We start from the raw sequence: 19,607 nt of genomic DNA on the forward strand, positions 1-19,607 counted from the left end.
GAATGCCACGCTCGACGGTTCGGTGCCCGAACAAGACCAGAAAGGGCCTTGTTTCGGAATCGCCTATACTTCCGATGCATGCTGAGCCGGGCGTGTGGGGTCGAGTGGCGCGGGTGTCTCAAGCAGCCGAGTCCCCGCACGGTGAGTCATTTGCGCCGCGCGGCTATTTGCAGGCATTATTCAGGCAGGCACCGAACACCCGGGCACACTGGAGGGCGATTTGAAGGTATTTGGTACACTGGTCGCCGACGAGGAGATCGTACACCGGGCACTTTACTACCTCAACGGTTTCCGCGTGCTCATCGCCGCCATTGCGCTGTATACCGTGTTCAGCGCATTGCCCGATCAGATCACTCCGGCCTACAGGGCCTTCCTGTCACAGACCGCCTCCCTGACCTATGCCGGGGCGACTGTTGCCTTTTTTGTGCTGCACCTGCGCCGGATGATCGCGGTCGCCGAGCTGGCTTCGTTCTCCCTGGCCACCGACCTGATTTTGGTCGGTCTGTTGCTGCATGCCTTTGGTGCCTTTGCCAGTGCTGTCGTGGTACTGCTGCTGTTTACCGTTTGCATCGCGGGACTGATCCTGGATCTGCGCACCACGCTGCTGTTCGCCTCCCTTGCAAGCATCGGGCTGCTGGCCGACGCCTGGCTGACCAGTCGCGGCTCACCGGAAACCCCTGTGCTTTTTCAGGCTGCACTGTATGGCGTCGCGGCCTTCGCGGTTGCTGTCGGTGCCTCGCTGATTGGCAAATGGGGCCGGGAATACAAGCTGCTGGCCGAGCGCCGGGGTCTGGACCTCGCCAACCTCGGTCATATCAACGAACTGATCATTCACCGCCTGCGCTCGGGAGTGCTCGTCGTCGATGCCGACTATCGTATCCGCCTGATCAATGAAACAGCCTGGTATCTGCTGGGCAATCCGCCGGTGCGAGAGCGCAATCTGCGAGTCATATCGCCGACTTTGGCAGAGCGCCTCAGGATCTGGCGAAAAACCGGCAAGGCCGCCGAAGAGGGGCTGCTGCTGCAGGCTACTCAGTCAGCGGTGGTCCCACGCATGATGGCCATGCCAGGCGACAACGACAGCAAGACCACGCTGATCTTTCTGGAGGACACCTCTGTGGTCAACCGGCGCGCTCGCGATCTTGCGCAGGCATCGCTCGCGCGACTCTCGGCCAGCATCGCCCACGAAATCCGAAACCCGCTCGGCGCATTGAGCCATGCAGCCCAGCTGCTTCAGGAATCGGACGAGCTGAGCAACGCTGACCGCAAGCTGGTCAAGATGATGCTCAATCACACCGCACGAATGAACGATATCGTCGAGAACGTCCTCAAGCTGTCGCGACGCGAGCGGGCGCGCATCGAGTCGGTCAATCTGATCAGCTGGATCCGCAAGCTCGCTGCCGACTTCAGGCGGTATCATAAGCTCGACGCCGATCGCGTGCGGCTCGAAATACCCTCGGCCGGGATCATGGTTCTGATCGATTCCGGTCAGCTCACCCAGGCGGTATGGAACCTGATGGAAAACGCGCTCAAGCACGCCTCCACTGACGGCGGGCCCGTTGTTATCACCCTGCGGGTCAGTCCGATTCGCGGACACCGTGAAATCGCGCTCGATATCATCGATAATGGGCCCGGAATACCCTTGGAAAAGCGCACGCAGGTATTCGAACCGTTCTTCACCACCCACAAGCAGGGCTTCGGGGCTCGGACTCTACCTGGCCCGCCAGTTGTGCGACGCAAACCAGGCACCGCTTGAGTATGTTCAGATCCCCAAAGCCGGCGCCTGCTTTCGCATCCTGCTGCGGCGCCCAGACTCGGACGACCAGGCAGCCCGGTCCGGCAAGTCGTCCGAGACCAGCGCCGAGACCGAGTCCTGAACCGGATCAGAGAGGAAAGAATGGCTGAAATGCGCGCACTGGTAGTCGACGACGAGCCTGATCTGCGTGAACTGCTCGATATGACGCTCAGCCGCATGGGGCTGGACGTTGATACCGCCGAGGATCTCGCCGCCGCGAGGCGGCTGCTGTCCAGTGGCGTCAGCTACGCATTCTGCCTGACCGACATGCGCTTGCCTGACGGCAACGGCCTGACCCTGATCAAGGAGATCAGCCGCGATTTTCCCTACCTGCCGGTGGCCATGATCACCGCCTACGGCAAGGTCGAAGACGCAGTCACGGCGCTCAAATACGGCGCATTCGATTTCGTATCCAAGCCGGTCGACCTCGAAGTGCTGCGTAACATGGTGCGCACGGCGCTGAAGCTGCGCCAGGACGATGCCGAGAAGTCGGACGCCGAAGCCGAAACCGAAGCCGAGCCTGAGGAGACCAAAGCAAAGCGGCAGGCAGAGCCGGCGCCCCAAGCGCGCCCGGACCAGCCTGTCAGCGCGGGCAACACGCTGCTGCTGCAGCGTCTGGTCGGACGCTCGACCACCATGGATCGTGTTCGCCAGACCATATCCAAGCTGTCACGCAGCCAGGCGCCGGTGCTGATCAGCGGCGAATCGGGCACCGGCAAGGAGCTTGCAGCCCGTCTGATTCACGACCTGGGTCCGCGCGCCGAGGAACCGTTCGTGGCCGTGAACTGCGGCGCGATTCCTTCCGAGCTGATGGAAAGCGAGTTCTTCGGGCATGTCAAAGGCAGTTTCACCGGCGCCGATGCCGACAAGGAGGGCCTGTTTCAGGCAGCCAATGGCGGCACGCTGTTTCTCGACGAAGTCGCCGACTTGCCACTCAACATGCAGGTCAAGCTGTTGCGGGTCATCCAGGAAAAAACGGTTCGTCCAATTGGCGGGCGTGCCGAGACCCGGATCGACGTGCGCATTCTCTCGGCCACGCACAAGACACTCAAGCCGCTGGTTGAGACGGGCGATTTCCGCAACGACCTGTACTATCGGCTCAATGTCATCGAACTGCCGATGCCGGCGCTGCGCGAGCGGCGCGGCGACATCCGACTGCTTGCCGAACACTTTCTTGGCGTGATCGGTGAACAATGGGGCGAGCCAGCCCGCAAGCTCAGTACGGCGGCCATGGATGTACTGCAGAATCACCATTTCTCGGGCAACGTGCGCGAACTGGTCAACATTCTCCAGCGTGCGGTGACCTTGTGCGAAGGTGACGAAATCAGCGTCGAAGACCTCAACCTCGAGCAGTCGGCGCTGGCCGACAACCGCATCGACGTCTCCCCGCCCCAGGATCGCAGCCTGGATGACTACATGGAAGACATCGAAAAGCGCATTCTGGAAAAGGCATTGATCGAGGCCAAGTACAACAAGACCGAAGCCGCGCGCCAGCTCGGAATCTCGTTTCGGTCGCTGCGCTACAAGCTCAAGAAATACGACATCGACTGAGTGCCCGGCATGACCCCATCGAAACAGCATGAGGCCTTTCGTGCCGACGTCATTGAGGGGCTGTCGGCGACGCCCAGGACCATCCCCTGCAAGTATCTCTACGACGCGCGCGGCTCGGAGCTGTTCGAGGTCATCTGCCGTACCGACGATTACTACGTCACGCGCGCCGACCTGGCGCTGCATGAACGGCATCTTCCGGCCATGGCGCAGTTGATCGGCCCGTGCGCGCATATCATCGAATTCGGTTCGGGCGCCGGCCTAAAGACGCGCAAGCTGCTGGCCAGCCTCGAGACAGTGCGCGCCTATACGCCAATCGAAATCTCGGCCGCCGCTCTGGCCGCCTCGTCGCGGGAACTGGAGGCCGGATTTCCCGATATCCCGATTCACCCGGTTCAGGCCGACTATACCCGCCCGATTCCCGAGGATGCCGTTCGCCTCGATCCCCCGCCACGCAAACGGGTTGTGTACTACCCAGGTTCGACGATCAGCAATTTCGAGCACGACGAAGCGGTCGCATTTCTGACCCGTATGGCCCGCATCGCTGGCGAACGTGGCGCGATCCTGATCGGGGTCGACCTGATCAAGTCACCGCAGCGCTTGCGCGCTGCCTACGACGACAGGCAAGGCGTGACCGCGGCATTCAACCTCAACCTGCTGCACCGCCTGCGCCGCGACCTTGACGCAGACCTGGATGTCGACGCGTTTGCGCATGAGGCCCGCTTCAACGAGCCGCTCGAACGGATCGAAATGCATCTTGTCGCCCGGCGTGCTACCTGCATCGCCATCGACGAACGGGAATTCAGGTTCGCGCCCGGCGACAGCATTCATACCGAAAGCAGCCACAAGTACTCCGTCGAGTCCTTTCAGCGACTGGCAGCGCGCGCGGGACTGGAATCCGGCCAGGTCTGGAAGGATCCCGAAGGCCTGTTCAGCATGCACTGGCTCATTCCGGCGGCGGCAGCGGCTCGACGCCACGCCCGCTCCTGAGCCGCAGCGCATTACGGTAGCATTGAGCCGCCGCTTCGAGCTTTCCGGCCCGGTCCAGCACTCGCCCAAGGGCCTCGTAAGCCTCGCTGCTCGGCCGCTGCCTGACTGCCTGCTCCAGACAGCCGCGGGCCTCGTCGTAACGCCGCTCGGCCAGGTACAACATCCCGAGCGTCTGCTGCAAGCCGGCGTGGTCGGGCGTCTTTTCCAGCCATTGCTCGCACTCGGCAATGCGCGCCGACCGTTCGCTTTCATCCGCCTTGGCGTACAAACCCAGCAGCTCGTCATCGAGCGATTCGGACAACTCCAGCCGGAGCGGTTTTGCGGCCAATTCCGGTCGGCCCAGTTCCGCGCTGCGGCGAGCGAAGGCGGCGACCAGCTCGCGCCGCCGGTGCAGGCGTCGGCCCAGTTCCTTCCAGACAGTCTCGAGTTCAGCGACATCAACACAGGCATCGAGCTCTCGCTCCGCCGCCAGCACCGCCAGATCGTCGGCGCGCTGTCGGTCGACCACACCGGCGCGTCGCAGTGCCGGGGTCAGCAAGCGAAGGTCGCGCCAGCGAGCGGCATCCTGATAGGCTTCCAACAGCAGGCGCAGCACGCCATTGTGCCGCGGCTTTTTCAGGTGCAGCTCTTCGAGGACCGGCACCGCTTCAGTGGTTCGCCCTTCGCCAATCAGCAATCGGGCCCGGGCCAGGCCGGCAATAAACGATCGGCGCCCGAAACGACCACCGGCTAACGCCAGCCAGCGATCCCGGCGATCACTGTCGCCCTGCCCCTGGGCCGCCCGCGCTGCCGCCAGATAGCCAGCCGGCGAATCCTGGTGCTGCAGTGACTTCCTCAGGGCACGTTCGGCCCCGCGCCAGTCGCCTTCGGCCAGAGCAAGAAAACCGTTTTCGAGCTGTCGCCGGCTGCGCCGGTCGCGCGCTCGTCGCAGCGTTCTGCCCGGCAACCTCAGCAACGCGGTGAACAGGGACATCAACAGCCACGCCACGAGCACGCCCAGCACCAGGACCAGCAGCGACATTTCAACGCGCCATGATCCGAATTCAATCAGGACCAGGCCGGGATCGCGCACCAGGGCCGGCGCCAGAAATCCGGCCGCAAGAAGGCCGGCAATGACCAGCACGATCAGCAGCAGACGCTTCACGACGAGGCCAGGTAGCGATTGATTTCAGCCAGTGCTTGCCCAAGCTCAGGTGGCTCTGGCGGCTGCAGGTCCGCCACTTCACCGAGCACCTCGATCACGCGTCGGACGGACTCGGAATCGGTATCGAATGACGCCTCCATAACGGCTATGGCCCGAGCGGCATGGTGCCTAAACTCGGACATGCTGCGCCGGGAAATGGCCAACTCCGCCGCCAGAAGGCGCAGCCGCACGCGCTCGCGCAGACCGTCAAGAATCTCTTTGCTCGGGGGCAGGCCATCACGCCGCTCGACTCGCACCAACTTGCCCAGAGAGTGACCGGCACGTGCCAGCCATCCGTCGCTCCCGCTTTCGGCCGGCTCAGCGGCCGGATCAGTCCTGGTTGCCCCGGCCGCATCCCAGCGATCAGACTCGGCTGCCAACTGGGACAGGCGTGCAGCGAGCTCGGCCCAGCCAGGCTCGCGGATGACCGCAAGGGCTTCGGCCTCACGCGCCAGCAGGCCGCGCGCCCGTTCCAGTCTTGGATCTTCAATCTGCCGAAGTTGATCCGCAGCCCGCGCATAGGCGCGACGGGCCGAGGCAAAGTCGCCGGCCAGCTCAGCCCGGGCCTGGCCCAGGCGCAGCAGCCCGGAGACCTCATGCAGCTCGATTCGGCGCGCAACCTCGCGGTCGGCCTGACGTCGATCGCCCGCTGCCTCGTCCAGCCGTTCCACAGCTTCCTCGACACGGCGTTCCAGCTGCGCTATACGATCACTGCGCCGGCTTTCAGACTCCTCCAGCGCAGCCAGCCGGTCACGCATCCCGGCTAGGGTAATCTCGGTATCGTCGGCTGCAGCGGCCAGGCTCGCGGACTGGCGTGATAGATCATTGATCTGCACGCCGAGCCGTTCGACACGCTCGATGATTCCGTTCAGCTCGGTCTGCAGGGATCGAAACTCATCGGTTTCGCCAACGGGTGGCGCACTGTCTTGCTGGCCGGCATACCAGTGCCAGCCGGACATGACCGCCGCGGCCAGCGCCAGGACCAGCGCCAGCCGGGCGATGCCGGCACTGACCGTTCGCCGATTAGCCGCAGCCGGCCGCTGCTCCGGGCCGTTCGCCTCCGGCTCGTTGACGGCATGCGGATCCGCGGCGGCTGATTCGGATTGTTCAGCAGCAGTCTGCCCGTTGTTGTCGCTCATCGGTAAAACCGGTCCGGCCGCCGTTGAAAGCCTGGAGTGAGATTAACGCAAAACGCAGCTAACATGTAGCCAGGGCACCTGATCACCTGCCGGATCGTCACGCGTGGCGCGCCAGTGCCCGCAGCATCGACTCATCACTGGCTCCGGCAGCCGTCAGGCAGTGGGCAAAACCAAGCCCGCGCGCATGGGCAAGCACCCGCTCGGACGGCGCAATTACCGTGCCGCCCAGCACTCGGCCCCGTGCCGGTGGCGACAGTGACCTGCACAGCCCGTCGACCGCCTCGCGGCTGGCAGCCAGGGTGACCAGCGCACACGCCCGCCCGATTCGCGTCTCCAGATCATCAGGCAGGGCGCACGGTACGCGCCGATAGACATGCACCCGTTCGACCGTTCCACCCCGTCGCTCGACCACCTGGCCGATCAGGCCCCGACCACCGGCAGCGGCCAGGATCACGACGTCCAGCCCGTCTACCTCGCGCAGCTCCTCCATACCGAGCATGGCTTCACTGGTGCCGTGACGATCCGGGTAAATCACGTTTTTGAGACCGGCCTGCTGCGCCACCTCGGCGGTTCCCCGGCCCGGCACGATGACCAGTGACCGGTTGAAGGGTTCGACGCCGACGAGCTCGACCGCACGCCGCACCGCCTCCTGACTGGTCAGGATGACCCGGTCAGCCGGCAGGCAGACTCTCAGCTCGTTCGCCTTCGCCGCAGGGTTGGCCGGCCCTTCCAGACGAAACGGGGCGCAATGCACACTTTCAAAGCCCGCTTCGGCAACCCGTGCGGCCAGCGCAATGCCGGCTGGTGCGGTGCGGGTGACCAGAACCAGTGAGTGCGCGTTCATCAGGGGTCAGGACGCCCAAAAAAAGAAAGCCCGCCGATCGGGCAGGCCTTCTGGTGAAAAATCCGGGCGCCGGGCACAACTTGCCAAAGTGCTGGGGGCTTGCGTGTTGGCGTTGGCAGTAGGGGGACGCACCTCAACAAATTGAACCGTGGATGACGCCCGGAAAGCTGATCGGTTTCTTCCCCTAGCGCGAGTCTTGACGGGTACTTTGACACAACCCGAATCAAATGTCCACAAAGTCGGCCCGCGAGTTCGGAGAAATATTTTAAATCTGTGACAGAATGCACATTCCACCGCCGTCTAGCATGCGCTCAGCCACCTGCCTGCCAAGCCGCTCGGGATCAGCTGTCGCCCCTTCCCCGCTCGCGTCAACCACCTGCCGCCCGTCCGGGCTCGCCAGCCGCGCGCGCAAACTGAGACGATCGCCCGTGACCTCGGCCAACGCGGCCAGCGGCATGCGGCAATCGCCGCCCAGGGCGGCAACGACGGCCCGCTCGGCACGCACAGCCAGCGTCGTCTGCGCACAGCCCAGCGGCTCCAGAACCGCCTTCAGTTCATCGCTGTCCGCCGGGATCTGAACCGTAATCACGCCCTGGCCGGGTGCCGGCAGAAACGCCGGTGGCGACAGCGGCAGCGTGCCGGGCGGACGGATGCCGAGCCGATCCAGGCCGGCGGCAGCCAGAATCAGGGCATCGACGTCGCCGCGCTCGAGCAGCGCCAGGCGAGTGTGCACATTACCGCGAACGGCAACCGGCTTGAGCTCCGGGTAGAGGGCCAGCAGCTGGCTCTGGCGTCGGAGGCTGGAGGTGCCAACGCTCGCCCCGGCCGGCATTTCCCCCGGCGACAGACCGCTGGCATTCACCCACCAGTCGTGCCAGTCAGCGCGCTCGAGAAAGACGGCCAGCTCGAACCCGGACGGACATTCAGCCGGCACGTCCTTGAGCGAATGAACTGCAGCGTCGGCCTGCCCCGCGAGCATGGCGTGCTCGAGCTCCTTGAGAAACAGGCCCTTGCCTCCGATCTCGGCGAGCGAGCGATCAAGCACCTCGTCACCGCGGGTGCTCAGCGGAACGAGCTCGACTGCCAGCTCCGGGTGATGGCGACGCAACAGCTCGGCAACATGCTGACTCTGCCACATTGCCAGGCGAGACTTGCGAGTGGCGATACGCAGCCTGTTCACGCCTCACCCTCCAGACAGCGCCGCACCGCGGCCAGGCTGCGCCGGCTGATCGGCGGATGACAGTCGCTGCCGTCGAGCACTGCCCGCTCCTGACCATCCTGGTCGCGAAACAGGCCGCGCAGGTAGCGGCGCGCGACCAGTGCCTTGCGGTGTGTGCGTAAAAAATGCTGCGGGAAACGCTGCTCAAGCAGGACCAGCGAATCCTCGACCAGCGCCTGACCCTGATCGAAATGCACAACTGTGTATTTGTCCTCGGCGATCAGTGCGCGGATATCGCCAACCGGTATGGTCAGGACACGATCGCCCAGGCGTGTCTTCAGACAGGGTTCGCGACCGCCAGGCTGACTGGCGGCACGCGCCAGCGCTTTGTTCAGCCGCTCCGGGCGTACCGGCTTGACCAGGTAATCGACGGCCGCCACCTCGAAGGCCTCGACGGCATAGCGCTCGAAAGCCGTAACGAAGATGATTGCCGGCGCGTGGTTCAGGCGACGCAGCCGTCGCGCGACGCCAATACCATCGACCGACGGCATCTCGACGTCGAGCAGCACTACGTCCGGCTCGACCCGCCGGCAAAGATCAACGGCGTCGGCCGGATCGCTGCACTGTCCACACAGTTCCGCCTGCGCGTCGGCCTCGACCAGCCGCGCCAGCCGTCCCAGAGCGGGCAGTTCGTCGTCAATGATCACTACACGCAGCCGGCCGCTCACGCCCAACGCTCCTCCAGCCAGTGATCCAGAGCGGCAATCTCCTCGGCGCAGACGGCGTGCGCCATTGGCCAGGTCTGCCACTGCACAAGATAGCCGGCCGCTTCGAGCTGCCGGGCGCCGGCCTCGCCCAGCGCCACCGGCACAACCGGATCCTGGCTGCCGTGTGCCATGAAGACCGGGACCGACGCGGAAGCCTGATGAGCCCACCGCGACAGGGTGTCGGCCTCGGGCAGGTAGGTCGATAATCCCACCACGCCAGCCAGCGCCTGCGACCAGGCCAGGCCGCAGCGCAGGGCAATGGCGCCACCCTGCGAGAATCCGGCCAGAACGAGCTGTTCAGCCGGCACGCCGAGAGCGATCTGTTCGTCAAGCAGCCGGGCAGTCAGCCGCACCGAAGCGACAATCCCTTCGAGATCCTGCTTCTGACCGATATCCATGCCGGCAATGTCGTACCACGCCCGCATCGGCATGCCGCCATTGATGGTGACTGGACGAACCGGAGCGTGTGGAAAGACAAAGCGGACCGGCCGCCGGGCGGCACTACCGAGGTGGGGTACAATCGGCTCGAAATCGTGTCCGTCTGCGCCCAGGCCGTGCAGCCAGACTACGGCGTGACGCGGATCCGGACCAGTTTCGTGCACGATTCGATCAGGCATTTCCGAGCTGGAATCATTCATGGCTGCAAGTTTACCTACTATCGTTCGTTGTGCACTGGTCTCGGCCTGCCTGTCGCTTGCCGCGTGCGGTCTCAAGGGCGAACTGTACCTGCCCGACGACCCGGCGACGCGGGATGAGCCACCTGTCGAAAACGACGACGATGCAGAGAATTCCCGAACCTGAACTGATGGATGACCCGGCTCAGGCGGCCGCGTACGCCGGAGCTGACTTCAGCATCCCGAACGCGTTGTTTGTCGAAACGGCATTATCGCATCTCGGCAGCGGCAGCGGCCGCCTGATCGACCTGGGCTGCGGTCCCGGCGACATCTGTCTGCGCCTGGCCCGCGCGCTGCCGGGCTGGCAAATCGTCGGTCTCGATGCCGGCCCGAACATGATTGCACTGGCCAGTCAGGCCGCAGAACAGGCCGGATTGGCCGATCGCATCGAGCTGATACAGGCTCGCCTGCCGGATCACGGTCAGAACCACCCATTTGATGCGGTCGTCTCAAACAGCCTGCTGCACCACCTGCCCGACCCGATGGTCCTGTGGCATGCCCTTTGTGACCTGGCCACCGCCCGTGCCTACGTTCAGGTCATGGATCTGCACCGGCCCGCATCACCCGCTGCCGCGCGCGCAATGGTCGAAGCCAGTTCAGGCGACGAGCCGCGGATACTCAGGGAAGACTTCTACAACAGCCTGTGCGCGGCCTGGACCGCTGAAGAGATACACGCACAGCTCGATCGCGCCGGCCTTGCGGACCTGCAGCTGTCCCGGCCGACTGAACGCCACTGGATGGTCTCCGGATACCTGGCCGGGCAGGAATGAAAACACCCCCGCGGCTGGCCTTTACCAAGCTTGAAGCGCTGGGTAACGACTTCATGCTGATCGACGCGCGAAGGGCCGATCCCAAGCTCAACGCCGAACGCGTGCGCTGGCTCGGCGACCGGAGACGCGGTGTCGGGTTCGACCAGCTGCTGGTCGTTCACCCCGCCAGCGATCCCGGCGAATCGTGCCGGGTTGCGATCTACAACAGTGACGGCAGCGTTGCCGAACAATGCGGCAATGGCATGCGCGCACTGGCACTGTGGCTCTCACAGCGCGGCGAGAAGGTCGATCACGCCCGAGTGAACACGCCTGCCGGCGGGGTCGAACTGAGCTGCAGGGACCCCGACCGGATCACCGCCACCATCGGCATACCGGGTTTCGGCGCTTTACCCGGCGCAGTGACCGACTGGCCGCTACAGCTGACTCTCGACCAGGAAACCCTTGCTGCCTATCCGGTAGAGCTTGGCAATCCACATGTTGTGGCTTTGACCTCGCATCCGGTCAGCGAAAACCGGCTGCGCCGGATTGCCGGGATCGTCAGAACACACCTCGGACCGGATTTCGACGCCAACATCGGACTGGCCCGCCCGACGGGGAGCGATCGGGTCGACCTGCAGGTGGATGAACGCGGCGCCGGCCCGACACCGGCTTGCGGCAGCGGCGCTTGCGCCGCAGCGGTGGTGCTGATCAGCCTGGGTCAGGTCAACAGCCCTGTCACGATAAGGCAGCGAGGGGGGGCGCTTGTGGTACATTGGGCCGGCAAGGGGCACCCGGTCGCGTTGACCGGCCCGGCCCGATGGGTGTTTGAAGGAGAGATCGAATGGCCGATAACCCCACCGTGAACGAGGACCTGGTCGTTACCTGGCTGCGGTCGCACAGCGACCTGTTGCAGCGCCATCCGGACCTTCTGGACACGCTCGAGATCCCGCATGGCATCAGCGCCCAATCGCTGATCGAAATCCAGGTCGAAAGGCTGCGCAAGGAGAATCGAAAGCTGCGCGCGCAGCTCGAAACCCTGGCCGGGATCGCCGGTGAAAACGAGCGTTTGATGCAGCGCCTGCATCAGCTCACGCTCGAGATCATGACAACCCGCAGCACCCGCGAATTCATCGAGCGCTTGATCGAGCGCCTGGCCAGCGACTTCGAAGCGCTGAGCGTGCGTTTGCACCTGCTGCGTCCGCACCCTGCCCTGGAAACCGTTGATGCGGTGACGGTGCATGAGGATGCGCCGCCAGAGTGGTTCGAAAAGGTGATTGAATCTGGCCGCATCGAGTTCGGCCGCCTGACCCGCGCCAAGCTGTCGGCTCTCTTCCCGAATCGCCATGAGTCCATCGGTTCGGCTGCCCTGGTGCCGATCAGCGCCACCGGCCTGCTGGCCATTGGCGCCCCGTCCGACGGCCGCTTTCATCCCGGCATGGGGACTCTGTTCCTGGAGCTGCTCGGCACGACCATCCGTCATCGGCTCGAGCAGGGCCCGGCGGGTCAGCGCAAGCGAGCCTGAGCATGCGCCTGGCGGAGGCCGTTTCCGCATTCATCGACCACGCCACCGAAGAGGCAGGACTCAGCCCGGCCACGGTGGATGCCTATCGGCGCGACCTGCAACGACTACAAATGTGGTGCGACCAGCATGACATCGCGGCGACGGACGCGCTCACCCAGTCGGACATTCGGGCGTTCGCCGCCAGTGAGCATCGCCGCGGGCTCAACCCACGCTCGGTGCAGCGACGGCTGTCTGCCCTGCGGCGATTCTTTCGCTATCTGCGGCGCGAACAGGCGATCAGCCAGGACCCGGCACGCGGAGTACGCGCCCCGAAAATGCGCCGGCGCCTGCCCGAGGTCCTCGATATCGAACAGGTTCTGGCACTGATCAATATCCCGGACAAGGACGAGCTGGCAACCCGTGATCGTGCCATGCTCGAGCTGTTCTACGCGTCGGGCCTGCGCGTCAGCGAGCTGGCGGCACTCACCTGGGACCGCGTCGATATGCGCGAAGCGCTGGTGCGGGTCGTCGGCAAGGGGCGCCGGGAACGGCTGGTACCGATGGGCCGCCACTGCGTCAGTGCGCTGAAGCGCTGGCGATCCGTCCACGGAACGATCGCCGGTGCCAACCAGGAACGGATCTTTACCAGCCTGAAAGGTCGTCCGCTGGGCGTGCGAGCAATTCAGAAACGCGTCGCCTACTGGGCAAAGCGGCAGGGGCTGGACCGGCATGTGCATCCGCACCAGCTGCGGCATTCCTTCGCCTCTCATATTCTCGAATCTTCCGGCGACCTGCGCGCGGTGCAGGAACTGCTGGGTCACGCCAACCTCACCACGACGCAGATCTACACTCACCTGGACTACCAGCACCTGGCCAAAGTCTACGACCAGACCCACCCGCGGGCGAAGAAGAAGGGGTGATGGGGTAGCGGCCGACGATTCCCGGCCTCCGGGTAATCGGGAATCGAAGCCCGCCGGGAACCCGGAATCCAGAACCAGTGCACCGTCCTGCCGGATTGTCCTCACCGAGCGGTGACCCCATGTTCTTCCCTCACCCTACGGCAGCGAGTCCACGCATGGAACAGTATCGCGGCACGACCATTATTTCGGTTCGACGTGGCGACCAGGTCGTGATCGCCGGCGACGGCCAGGTGTCGCTGGGCAACACGATCATGAAATCCAACGCCCGCAAGGTCCGACGCCTTTACAAGGGCCAGGTGCTGGCCGGATTCGCCGGCGCCACCGCCGACGCCTTCACCTTGTTCGAGCGCTTCGAAGGCAAGCTCGAAATGCACTCCGGACACCTGACCCGGGCGGCCGTTGAACTGGCCAAGGACTGGCGTACGGATCGCCTGCTCAGGCGGCTCGAAGCGCTGCTGGCGGTCGCCGACCGGGACGCCTCGCTGATCATCTCCGGTAACGGTGACGTCATCGAGCCCGAGGAAGGACTGATCGCGATCGGTTCCGGCGGTCCTTTCGCCCAGTCGGCAGCGCGTGCGCTGCTGCGGCATACCGAGCTCGATGCCGAGCGAATCTGTCGGGAGGCGCTGACCATCGCCGGCGAAATCTGTATCTACACCAACCAGAATCTCACCATCGAAACACTGGAAACGAGCTGAATCATGTCGCAAATGACCCCGCGCGAGATCGTCCAGGAACTGGATCGCCATATCATCGGGCAGTCAGCCGCCAAGCGCGCCGTTGCCATTGCCCTGCGCAACCGCTGGCGCCGCATGCAGGTCGAGGAGGGCCTTCGCGCCGAGATCACGCCGAAAAACATCCTCATGATCGGCCCGACCGGCGTCGGCAAGACCGAAATTGCGCGGCGCCTGGCAACGCTGGCCAAGGCACCGTTCGTCAAGGTCGAGGCCACCAAGTTTACCGAGGTCGGATATGTCGGCAAGGATGTCGAATCGATCATTCGGGATCTGGTCGAGGTGGCCTACAAGATGGCACGCGACGAGGCCATGGCCCGGGTTCGCTCGCAGGCCGAAGACGCGGCCATAGAACGCGTTCTCGATATCATGCTTCCGGGCCAGCAGCGCTCGGGGTTTGCCAATGCTCCGGCCGAAGCAGCCGAGCGCGATACGGAAACGCGGCGCAAGATGATGCGGAAGCTGCTGGACGGCCAGCTCAATGAGCGCGAAATCGAGGTCGATGTGGACATGAACATCGGCGTTGAAATCATGGCACCACCGGGCATGGAGGAAATGACCAGTCAGCTGCAGCAGATGTTTTCCAACCTGTCCGGGCAGCGCAAGCAGAAGCGTCGCATGAAGGTCAAGGATGCCATTCCGCTGCTGATCGAGGAAGAGGCCTCGCACATGATCAATGACGAGGAGGTCAAGCAGCGCGCTGCCAGGGTGGCCGAGGAAAACGGCATCGTGTTCATCGACGAAATCGACAAGGTCGCGCGCCGCGCCGAGGGCGGATCGGCCGGCGAGGTATCCCGGGAGGGTGTGCAGCGCGATCTGCTGCCGCTGGTCGAGGGCTGCACGGTCAACACCCGCTACGGACCGGTCAATACCGATCATGTGCTGTTTATTGCCTCCGGCGCCTTCCACGTCAGCAAGCCGTCCGACCTGGTGCCCGAACTGCAGGGCCGGCTGCCGATCCGGGTCGAGCTGCGGGCACTTTCGGCCGACGATTTCGAGCGCATCCTGACCGAGCCTGACGCGTCACTGACCGAGCAGTACAGCGCGCTGCTGGCCACCGAGGGCGTTGAGCTCGAATTTGCGCCAGAAGCCATCAAGCGCCTGGCCGAAATCAGTTTCGCGGTCAACGAATCGACCGAAAACATCGGTGCCCGACGGCTGCACACGGTCATGGAGCGCCTGCTCGAAGACATTTCCTACGCAGCACCCGATCGTTCCGGTCAGAAAGTCACGGTCGACGCTGCCTACGTCGACCGCTATCTTGAGGATCTGGCAGGAAACGAAGATCTGAGTCGCTACATCCTCTAGTGTACCCCGTCACTCATCTTGTGACTTATAGCGAGTGCCTCAGGGGCCAGATGCAAGGCGCGATTGCGCCGGCGTAGTGGGGCTACGTCAAGCAATCGCAACGCCGCAGATGGCCCCTGAGGCGCTCGCCCGACCGGGAGCGCCGTACAAGCCCGATCGCGGCGTTGACGCTCTTGCAAAGGGCACCACCCTTCCCGGCGAGCGCCGCCTTGCGCTCGGGCTTGTACGGTGCTCTATAAGTTACAAGATGAGTGACGGGGTACACTAGCAGCGAGCATGATGGCCGGTTCCTGTGCGACCGGCAGCCCCTGACATCTTGGCCTGCAGAACAGCCGTGTCAGGGCATTTGCTGTCCACGCGGCGCAGGAGCCGCGTCTCAGGCACCGCAGGTACCCCGATGCCGGGCGGACAAGGCGCGTTCACGCTATGTTCTGCGCGACTGAGCGACACTTGGCAATCGAATGGGTCGTTTTACGTATTGCTCTACAAGATAGGCGGCAGGGCGACCTAAACTCTTGGCGATCCAGGCAGTCTGACTACCCAAACACCAATAACCCCATCGTCTATGTCCGCGTTGTCAAACAGTGCCATTGTATTGCAGGACGTGACGGTCCGCCTCGGCGGCCGAACGGTGCTCGAGGCACTTGATCTGCAGCTGCCTCCGGGTCGACTGACCGCAGTCATGGGACCCAGCGGTGCCGGCAAGACCACGATTCTGCGGCTGATTACCGGCCAGCTCAAACCCGATACCGGCCAGGTCTGGATCGGGTCGGTTCGCGTCGATGAGCTGTCTGGAAGCGCGCTGGCCCGGCTGCGGCGAAACATGGGTGTGCTGCTGCAAAACGGCGCGTTATTCACCGACCTGACCTGCTTCGACAACGTCGCGTTGCCGCTGCGCGAGCATACAGACCTGCCCGAGACCCTAGTTCGCCGTATCGTGTTGATGAAGCTCGAGATGGTCGGGCTGCGTGGTGCGGCCGGGATGTATCCGCGTGAGTTGTCCGGCGGCATGAATCGACGCGTGGCAACGGCCCGCGCGATGGCGCTCGACCCGGACATCATGCTCTACGACGAGCCGTTCGCCGGGCTTGATCCAATTTCGCTGGGCGTTTCGCTGCGCCTGATCCGCGATATCAATCGCGCGCTCGAGACCACCAGCGTGGTCATCACGCATGACGTGCGGGAGGTCGCCCGGATGGCCGACTTCGCCTGCATAGTCGCCGACCGGCGACTGATCGCTGCCGGCAGCCCGGACGAGCTTGCCGCCAGTGACGATGCCCTGGTGCGCCAGTTTATGGACGGTCTGCCCGACGGTCCGGTGCCGTTTCACTTTCCGGCCGCCGCGCTGGCCGACGAGCTGCTCCATTCCGGAGGCCAGATGTGACTGCACCGGCTACCCGTCTCGGCGCCCTGCAGCCGTTGCGCGAGCTCGGCCGCGCCGGACTGTTTCTGTTGACGCTGCTCACGCGCATGCGCTGGGGCCGGACACAGTGGACCGAAACGCTCAGGCAGATCTATTTTGCCGGTGTGCGTTCGCTGGTTATTATCGTCATCGCCGGCTTTTTCGTTGGCCTGGTGTTGACGCTGCAGACCTACGATACGCTCAGCCGCTTTGGCGCAACCGACGCCATCAGCACGGTGTTATCGCTGTCGCTGTTTCGGGAGCTGGGGCCGGTGCTGACCGCCCTGCTGTTCGCCGGGCGCGCCGGCACCTCGATCACCGCCGAAATCGGACTGATGCGCGCGACCGATCAGCTCGACGCGCTCGAGCTGATGGCCATCGACCCCATGGAGCGGATCATACAGCCGCGGTTGCTGGCCGGAATCGTCGCGCTGCCGGCGCTGGTACTGGTTTTCAACGTGACCGCGATTGCCGGCGGCATCTTCTTCGCAGTGTTCCTGATGGGCGAGGATGCCGTGACATTCTGGGCCAACATGCAGTCCTCGGTTGAGCTGATTCGGGACTTTGGTGGTGGCATGGCCAAGGCAGTGGCCTTCGGGTTGCTGGGCGCCTGGATCGCCGTATGGTTCGGCTGGTCCGCCCGACCCACAAGCGAAGGCGTCGCGCTGGCCACCACGCAGACAGTCATCGCCACAGCAATCGGCGTGCTGGTACTCGACTTCGTGCTTTCGGCCCTGATGCTTTAACCGGGTGCAACCAACCAGGACACAGCAAGCCATGAAATCATCGCACCAGATCGAACTGACCGCCGGCGTATTCCTGCTGCTGGCCATCGCCGCGCTCGTCTTTCTCGCACTGCACGCCACTGATCGCGGCGTCGCCACCGGCGACAGCTACACGCTGACGGCACACTTCACCAACGTGGGCGGACTCAAGCCCAGAGCCCCGGTCAGCATGAGCGGCGTCACTATTGGCATGGTTGACGCGATTGAACTCGACTCCGAGACCTTCGAGGCCCGGGTCACCCTGCGCATCAGTACCCGTTTCGATCACCTGCCCGAGGATACATCGGCATCCATTCTGACCAGCGGCATTCTCGGCGACCAGTACGTTGGGCTGGAGCCGGGTGGCTCCCCGGAAACGCTGGCTGACGGCGATCGCCTGCTGCTGACCAACTCCGCCATGATTCTCGAGCAGCTCATCGGGCGCTATCTACTGAATTCGGAGGGAGAAAGCTGATGCGGACCGCGTTCCTGATTGGTCTGCTGTGCGTGCCGCTGGCAGCGCTGGCCGATGACGATCCGGTAGCCATCATCGAGCAGACCACTGCTGATATTATCGAGTTGCTCGACGGCCGGCGCGACTACTATCGCGAACATCCCGATGCGCTGCGCTCCGAACTCAGGGCAATCCTGCTGCCGCGTATCGATACCGTCTACTCGGCCCGACTGGTGCTTGGGCGCCACGGACGCGGCCTGGAAACTGAGCAGATCGAAGCCTTTGCCAAGGCACTGGCCGACCAGCTGCTGCAGCGCTACGCCACTGCTCTGCTCGATTATCGGCTGCGCGACCGAATCGAGATCCTGCCGCTGACCGGCGACAACACTGAGCGCATGACACGTGTTCGAACGCGCGTCCGACTCAACGGCAGCAGCCGCGCGCCGATCGACTACGTTTTTCGAAACAATGATGACCAATGGCTCGTCTTCGATGTCATCGTCGAGGGCATCTCGTATGTATCAACATTTCGCAGCCAGATCGACCCGGAGCTCTCCCGTCATGGGTTTGATCGACTGCTGGACCGGCTGCAAAGCGGTGAACTGGCGCTGGAAACCGATGACTGACAACCCGTCAATGAGATTGTCCGGCGACCTGACGATGAGGGGGATCGGTGCACTGCACCGCCAGCATCGGACTCGCTTTCACACCGGCAGTCTGCCGAATACAGTGGATCTGTCCGAGGTCGAATCGGCCGACTCGGCGGCACTGGCATTGCTGCTGGAATGGCAGTCGGTCGCCACCCGACGCGGCCAGCCGCTGCAGTTCGAGAACCCGCCAGCCAATCTAAGCGTCATCGCCCGACTGACCGGCGTCGCGCCCCTGCTCGGCTGGTACGATCAACAGCCTGAAGCAAACACTGAAGGAAACCAACGCACATGATTGCAAGGCCCATTTTGATTGTTGCCGCCGCGCTCGTCCTGTCGAGCTGCGCCACGACCTCGACGCCGCCGGAGGCACGCCACGAGGCCGACCCCTGGGAGCCGCTCAATCGATCGGTCTACCAGTTCAACAGCGGCGCCGATCGGTTGATCCTGCGGCCACTATCGCGCGCCTACACAACGATTACCCCTGATCCGGTCGAAACGGGCCTCGGCAACTTCTTCACCAACCTGCGTTCACCGACGACAATCATCAATTTGCTGCTGCAGGGCCGCGCCGGCGATGCCGGCCGCCAGTTCCACCGCTTGTTCGTCAACACGGTGTTCGGTCTCGGCGGCCTGATCGACCTGACCGGACGCGCCGGCCTGGAGCATTTTGAAGAAGACTTCGGCCAGACCTTTGCCGTCTGGGGCTGGAGCGACAGCCGCTACCTGGTCCTGCCCTTCCTCGGCCCGTCGACCGTACGTGACGGGTTCGGCAGCGCGGCCGACCTGGAGCGGCTGGTGATTCGTCGGGAGCTGTTTGGCGATACCACCGGCGACATTGTTACAGCCACGAATATCCTGCATGTGCGCGCCACGCTGCTGCCGCTTGATCGCGAGATCGAACAGGCACTGGATCCTTACCTGTTCGTCCGCGACAGCTACCTGCAGCGTCGCAGCCATCAGATCAGCGACGGTGAGCAGGGCTTGCCCGACTATGAGGCCTTCCTGAAGGAGGGCTCGGGGCCCTGA

At 64.0% G+C, this 19,607-nt stretch carries 21 protein-coding genes; 15 read left to right on the top strand and 6 right to left on the bottom strand.

From position 1 onward, the window contains the following. The first annotated feature begins 220 nt into the window (after nucleotides 1–220). The 3 genes from HND55_10730 (at nucleotide 221) to egtD (ending at nucleotide 4,333) form a co-directional block, all read left to right on the top strand. On the top strand, nucleotides 221–1,756 hold the full coding sequence (locus HND55_10730) for a hypothetical protein (GenBank protein ID QKK03076.1): 1,536 nt from the start codon (nucleotides 221–223) through the stop codon (nucleotides 1,754–1,756). Nucleotides 1,757–1,897: 141 nt separating this feature from the next. Further along, nucleotides 1,898–3,346, top strand: a complete 1,449-nt coding sequence (locus HND55_10735) for a sigma-54-dependent Fis family transcriptional regulator (protein ID QKK03077.1) — start codon at nucleotides 1,898–1,900, stop codon at nucleotides 3,344–3,346. A gap of 9 nt (nucleotides 3,347–3,355) precedes the next feature. After that, a complete protein-coding gene (gene egtD / locus HND55_10740; GenBank protein QKK03078.1) occupies nucleotides 3,356–4,333 on the top strand; it encodes an L-histidine N(alpha)-methyltransferase in 978 nt (325 codons plus the stop codon). Here egtD and HND55_10745 read toward each other — a convergent pair. The 6 genes from HND55_10745 to HND55_10770 all read right to left on the bottom strand — a co-directional run bounded on the left by HND55_10745 (nucleotide 4,290) and on the right by HND55_10770 (nucleotide 10,042). Beyond that, nucleotides 4,290–5,477, bottom strand: coding sequence for a tetratricopeptide repeat protein (locus HND55_10745; GenBank protein QKK03079.1), 1,188 nt, complete (start codon nucleotides 5,475–5,477; stop codon nucleotides 4,290–4,292). The two genes, egtD and HND55_10745, sit on opposite strands and share 44 nt — an antisense overlap. Further along, complete coding sequence (locus tag HND55_10750) at nucleotides 5,474–6,655, bottom strand: hypothetical protein (GenBank protein ID QKK03080.1); 1,182 nt, start codon at nucleotides 6,653–6,655, stop codon at nucleotides 5,474–5,476. Before HND55_10750 ends, HND55_10745 begins: the two co-directional genes overlap by 4 nt. A gap of 97 nt (nucleotides 6,656–6,752) precedes the next feature. Next, the gene (locus HND55_10755; protein QKK03081.1) at nucleotides 6,753–7,499 is read right to left on the bottom strand and encodes a uroporphyrinogen-III synthase; all 747 of its coding nucleotides are present in this window, start codon (nucleotides 7,497–7,499) and stop codon (nucleotides 6,753–6,755) included. 265 nt (nucleotides 7,500–7,764) lie between these two features. Further along, the gene (gene hemC, locus HND55_10760) at nucleotides 7,765–8,679 is read right to left on the bottom strand and encodes a hydroxymethylbilane synthase (GenBank protein QKK03082.1); all 915 of its coding nucleotides are present in this window, start codon (nucleotides 8,677–8,679) and stop codon (nucleotides 7,765–7,767) included. Next, nucleotides 8,676–9,386: a response regulator transcription factor gene (locus HND55_10765; GenBank protein ID QKK03083.1), complete on the bottom strand. Its 711-nt coding sequence runs from the start codon at nucleotides 9,384–9,386 to the stop codon at nucleotides 8,676–8,678. The genes hemC and HND55_10765 overlap by 4 nt, the downstream gene beginning before the upstream one ends. Further along, nucleotides 9,383–10,042 (bottom strand): carboxylesterase, encoded by a 660-nt coding sequence (locus HND55_10770; protein ID QKK04085.1) that lies wholly within the window; start codon nucleotides 10,040–10,042, stop codon nucleotides 9,383–9,385. The genes HND55_10765 and HND55_10770 overlap by 4 nt, the downstream gene beginning before the upstream one ends. Nucleotides 10,043–10,203: 161 nt before the next feature. Between HND55_10770 and HND55_10775 the strand changes: the two genes are divergently transcribed. From HND55_10775 to HND55_10830, 12 genes are all read left to right on the top strand, one after another. Beyond that, nucleotides 10,204–10,869, top strand: a complete 666-nt coding sequence (locus HND55_10775) for a class I SAM-dependent methyltransferase (protein QKK03084.1) — start codon at nucleotides 10,204–10,206, stop codon at nucleotides 10,867–10,869. Beyond that, complete coding sequence (dapF, locus tag HND55_10780; GenBank protein ID QKK03085.1) at nucleotides 10,866–11,711, top strand: diaminopimelate epimerase; 846 nt, start codon at nucleotides 10,866–10,868, stop codon at nucleotides 11,709–11,711. The genes HND55_10775 and dapF overlap by 4 nt, the downstream gene beginning before the upstream one ends. After that, nucleotides 11,690–12,370: a DUF484 family protein gene (locus tag HND55_10785; protein ID QKK03086.1), complete on the top strand. Its 681-nt coding sequence runs from the start codon at nucleotides 11,690–11,692 to the stop codon at nucleotides 12,368–12,370. The genes dapF and HND55_10785 overlap by 22 nt, the downstream gene beginning before the upstream one ends. A 2-nt stretch (nucleotides 12,371–12,372) precedes the next feature. Then, on the top strand, nucleotides 12,373–13,269 hold the full coding sequence (xerC, locus tag HND55_10790; GenBank protein QKK03087.1) for a tyrosine recombinase XerC: 897 nt from the start codon (nucleotides 12,373–12,375) through the stop codon (nucleotides 13,267–13,269). Between the two features lie 155 nt (nucleotides 13,270–13,424). Next, nucleotides 13,425–13,967 carry an ATP-dependent protease subunit HslV gene (gene hslV, locus HND55_10795; GenBank protein QKK03088.1) on the top strand — a complete coding sequence of 181 codons (543 nt, stop codon included), beginning with the start codon at nucleotides 13,425–13,427 and terminating at the stop codon, nucleotides 13,965–13,967. A 3-nt stretch (nucleotides 13,968–13,970) separates the two neighbouring features. Next, nucleotides 13,971–15,311, top strand: coding sequence for an ATP-dependent protease ATPase subunit HslU (hslU, locus tag HND55_10800; GenBank protein ID QKK03089.1), 1,341 nt, complete (start codon nucleotides 13,971–13,973; stop codon nucleotides 15,309–15,311). A gap of 565 nt (nucleotides 15,312–15,876) precedes the next feature. Further along, nucleotides 15,877–16,695 (top strand): ATP-binding cassette domain-containing protein, encoded by an 819-nt coding sequence (locus HND55_10805; GenBank protein ID QKK03090.1) that lies wholly within the window; start codon nucleotides 15,877–15,879, stop codon nucleotides 16,693–16,695. After that, nucleotides 16,692–17,459: an ABC transporter permease gene (locus HND55_10810; GenBank protein ID QKK03091.1), complete on the top strand. Its 768-nt coding sequence runs from the start codon at nucleotides 16,692–16,694 to the stop codon at nucleotides 17,457–17,459. The genes HND55_10805 and HND55_10810 overlap by 4 nt, the downstream gene beginning before the upstream one ends. 31 nt (nucleotides 17,460–17,490) lie before the next feature. Continuing rightward, nucleotides 17,491–17,952, top strand: coding sequence for an outer membrane lipid asymmetry maintenance protein MlaD (gene mlaD / locus HND55_10815; protein QKK03092.1), 462 nt, complete (start codon nucleotides 17,491–17,493; stop codon nucleotides 17,950–17,952). After that, nucleotides 17,952–18,557, top strand: a complete 606-nt coding sequence (locus HND55_10820; protein QKK03093.1) for an ABC transporter substrate-binding protein — start codon at nucleotides 17,952–17,954, stop codon at nucleotides 18,555–18,557. The genes mlaD and HND55_10820 overlap by 1 nt, the downstream gene beginning before the upstream one ends. 34 nt (nucleotides 18,558–18,591) lie before the next feature. After that, the gene (locus tag HND55_10825; GenBank protein ID QKK03094.1) at nucleotides 18,592–18,873 is read left to right on the top strand and encodes an STAS domain-containing protein; all 282 of its coding nucleotides are present in this window, start codon (nucleotides 18,592–18,594) and stop codon (nucleotides 18,871–18,873) included. Further along, a complete protein-coding gene (locus HND55_10830) occupies nucleotides 18,870–19,607 on the top strand; it encodes a VacJ family lipoprotein (GenBank protein ID QKK03095.1) in 738 nt (245 codons plus the stop codon). Before HND55_10825 ends, HND55_10830 begins: the two co-directional genes overlap by 4 nt.

It is taken from the genome of Pseudomonadota bacterium, from assembly GCA_013285445.1.
In the GTDB taxonomy this organism is placed as follows: domain Bacteria; phylum Pseudomonadota; class Gammaproteobacteria; order Xanthomonadales; family Wenzhouxiangellaceae; genus Wenzhouxiangella.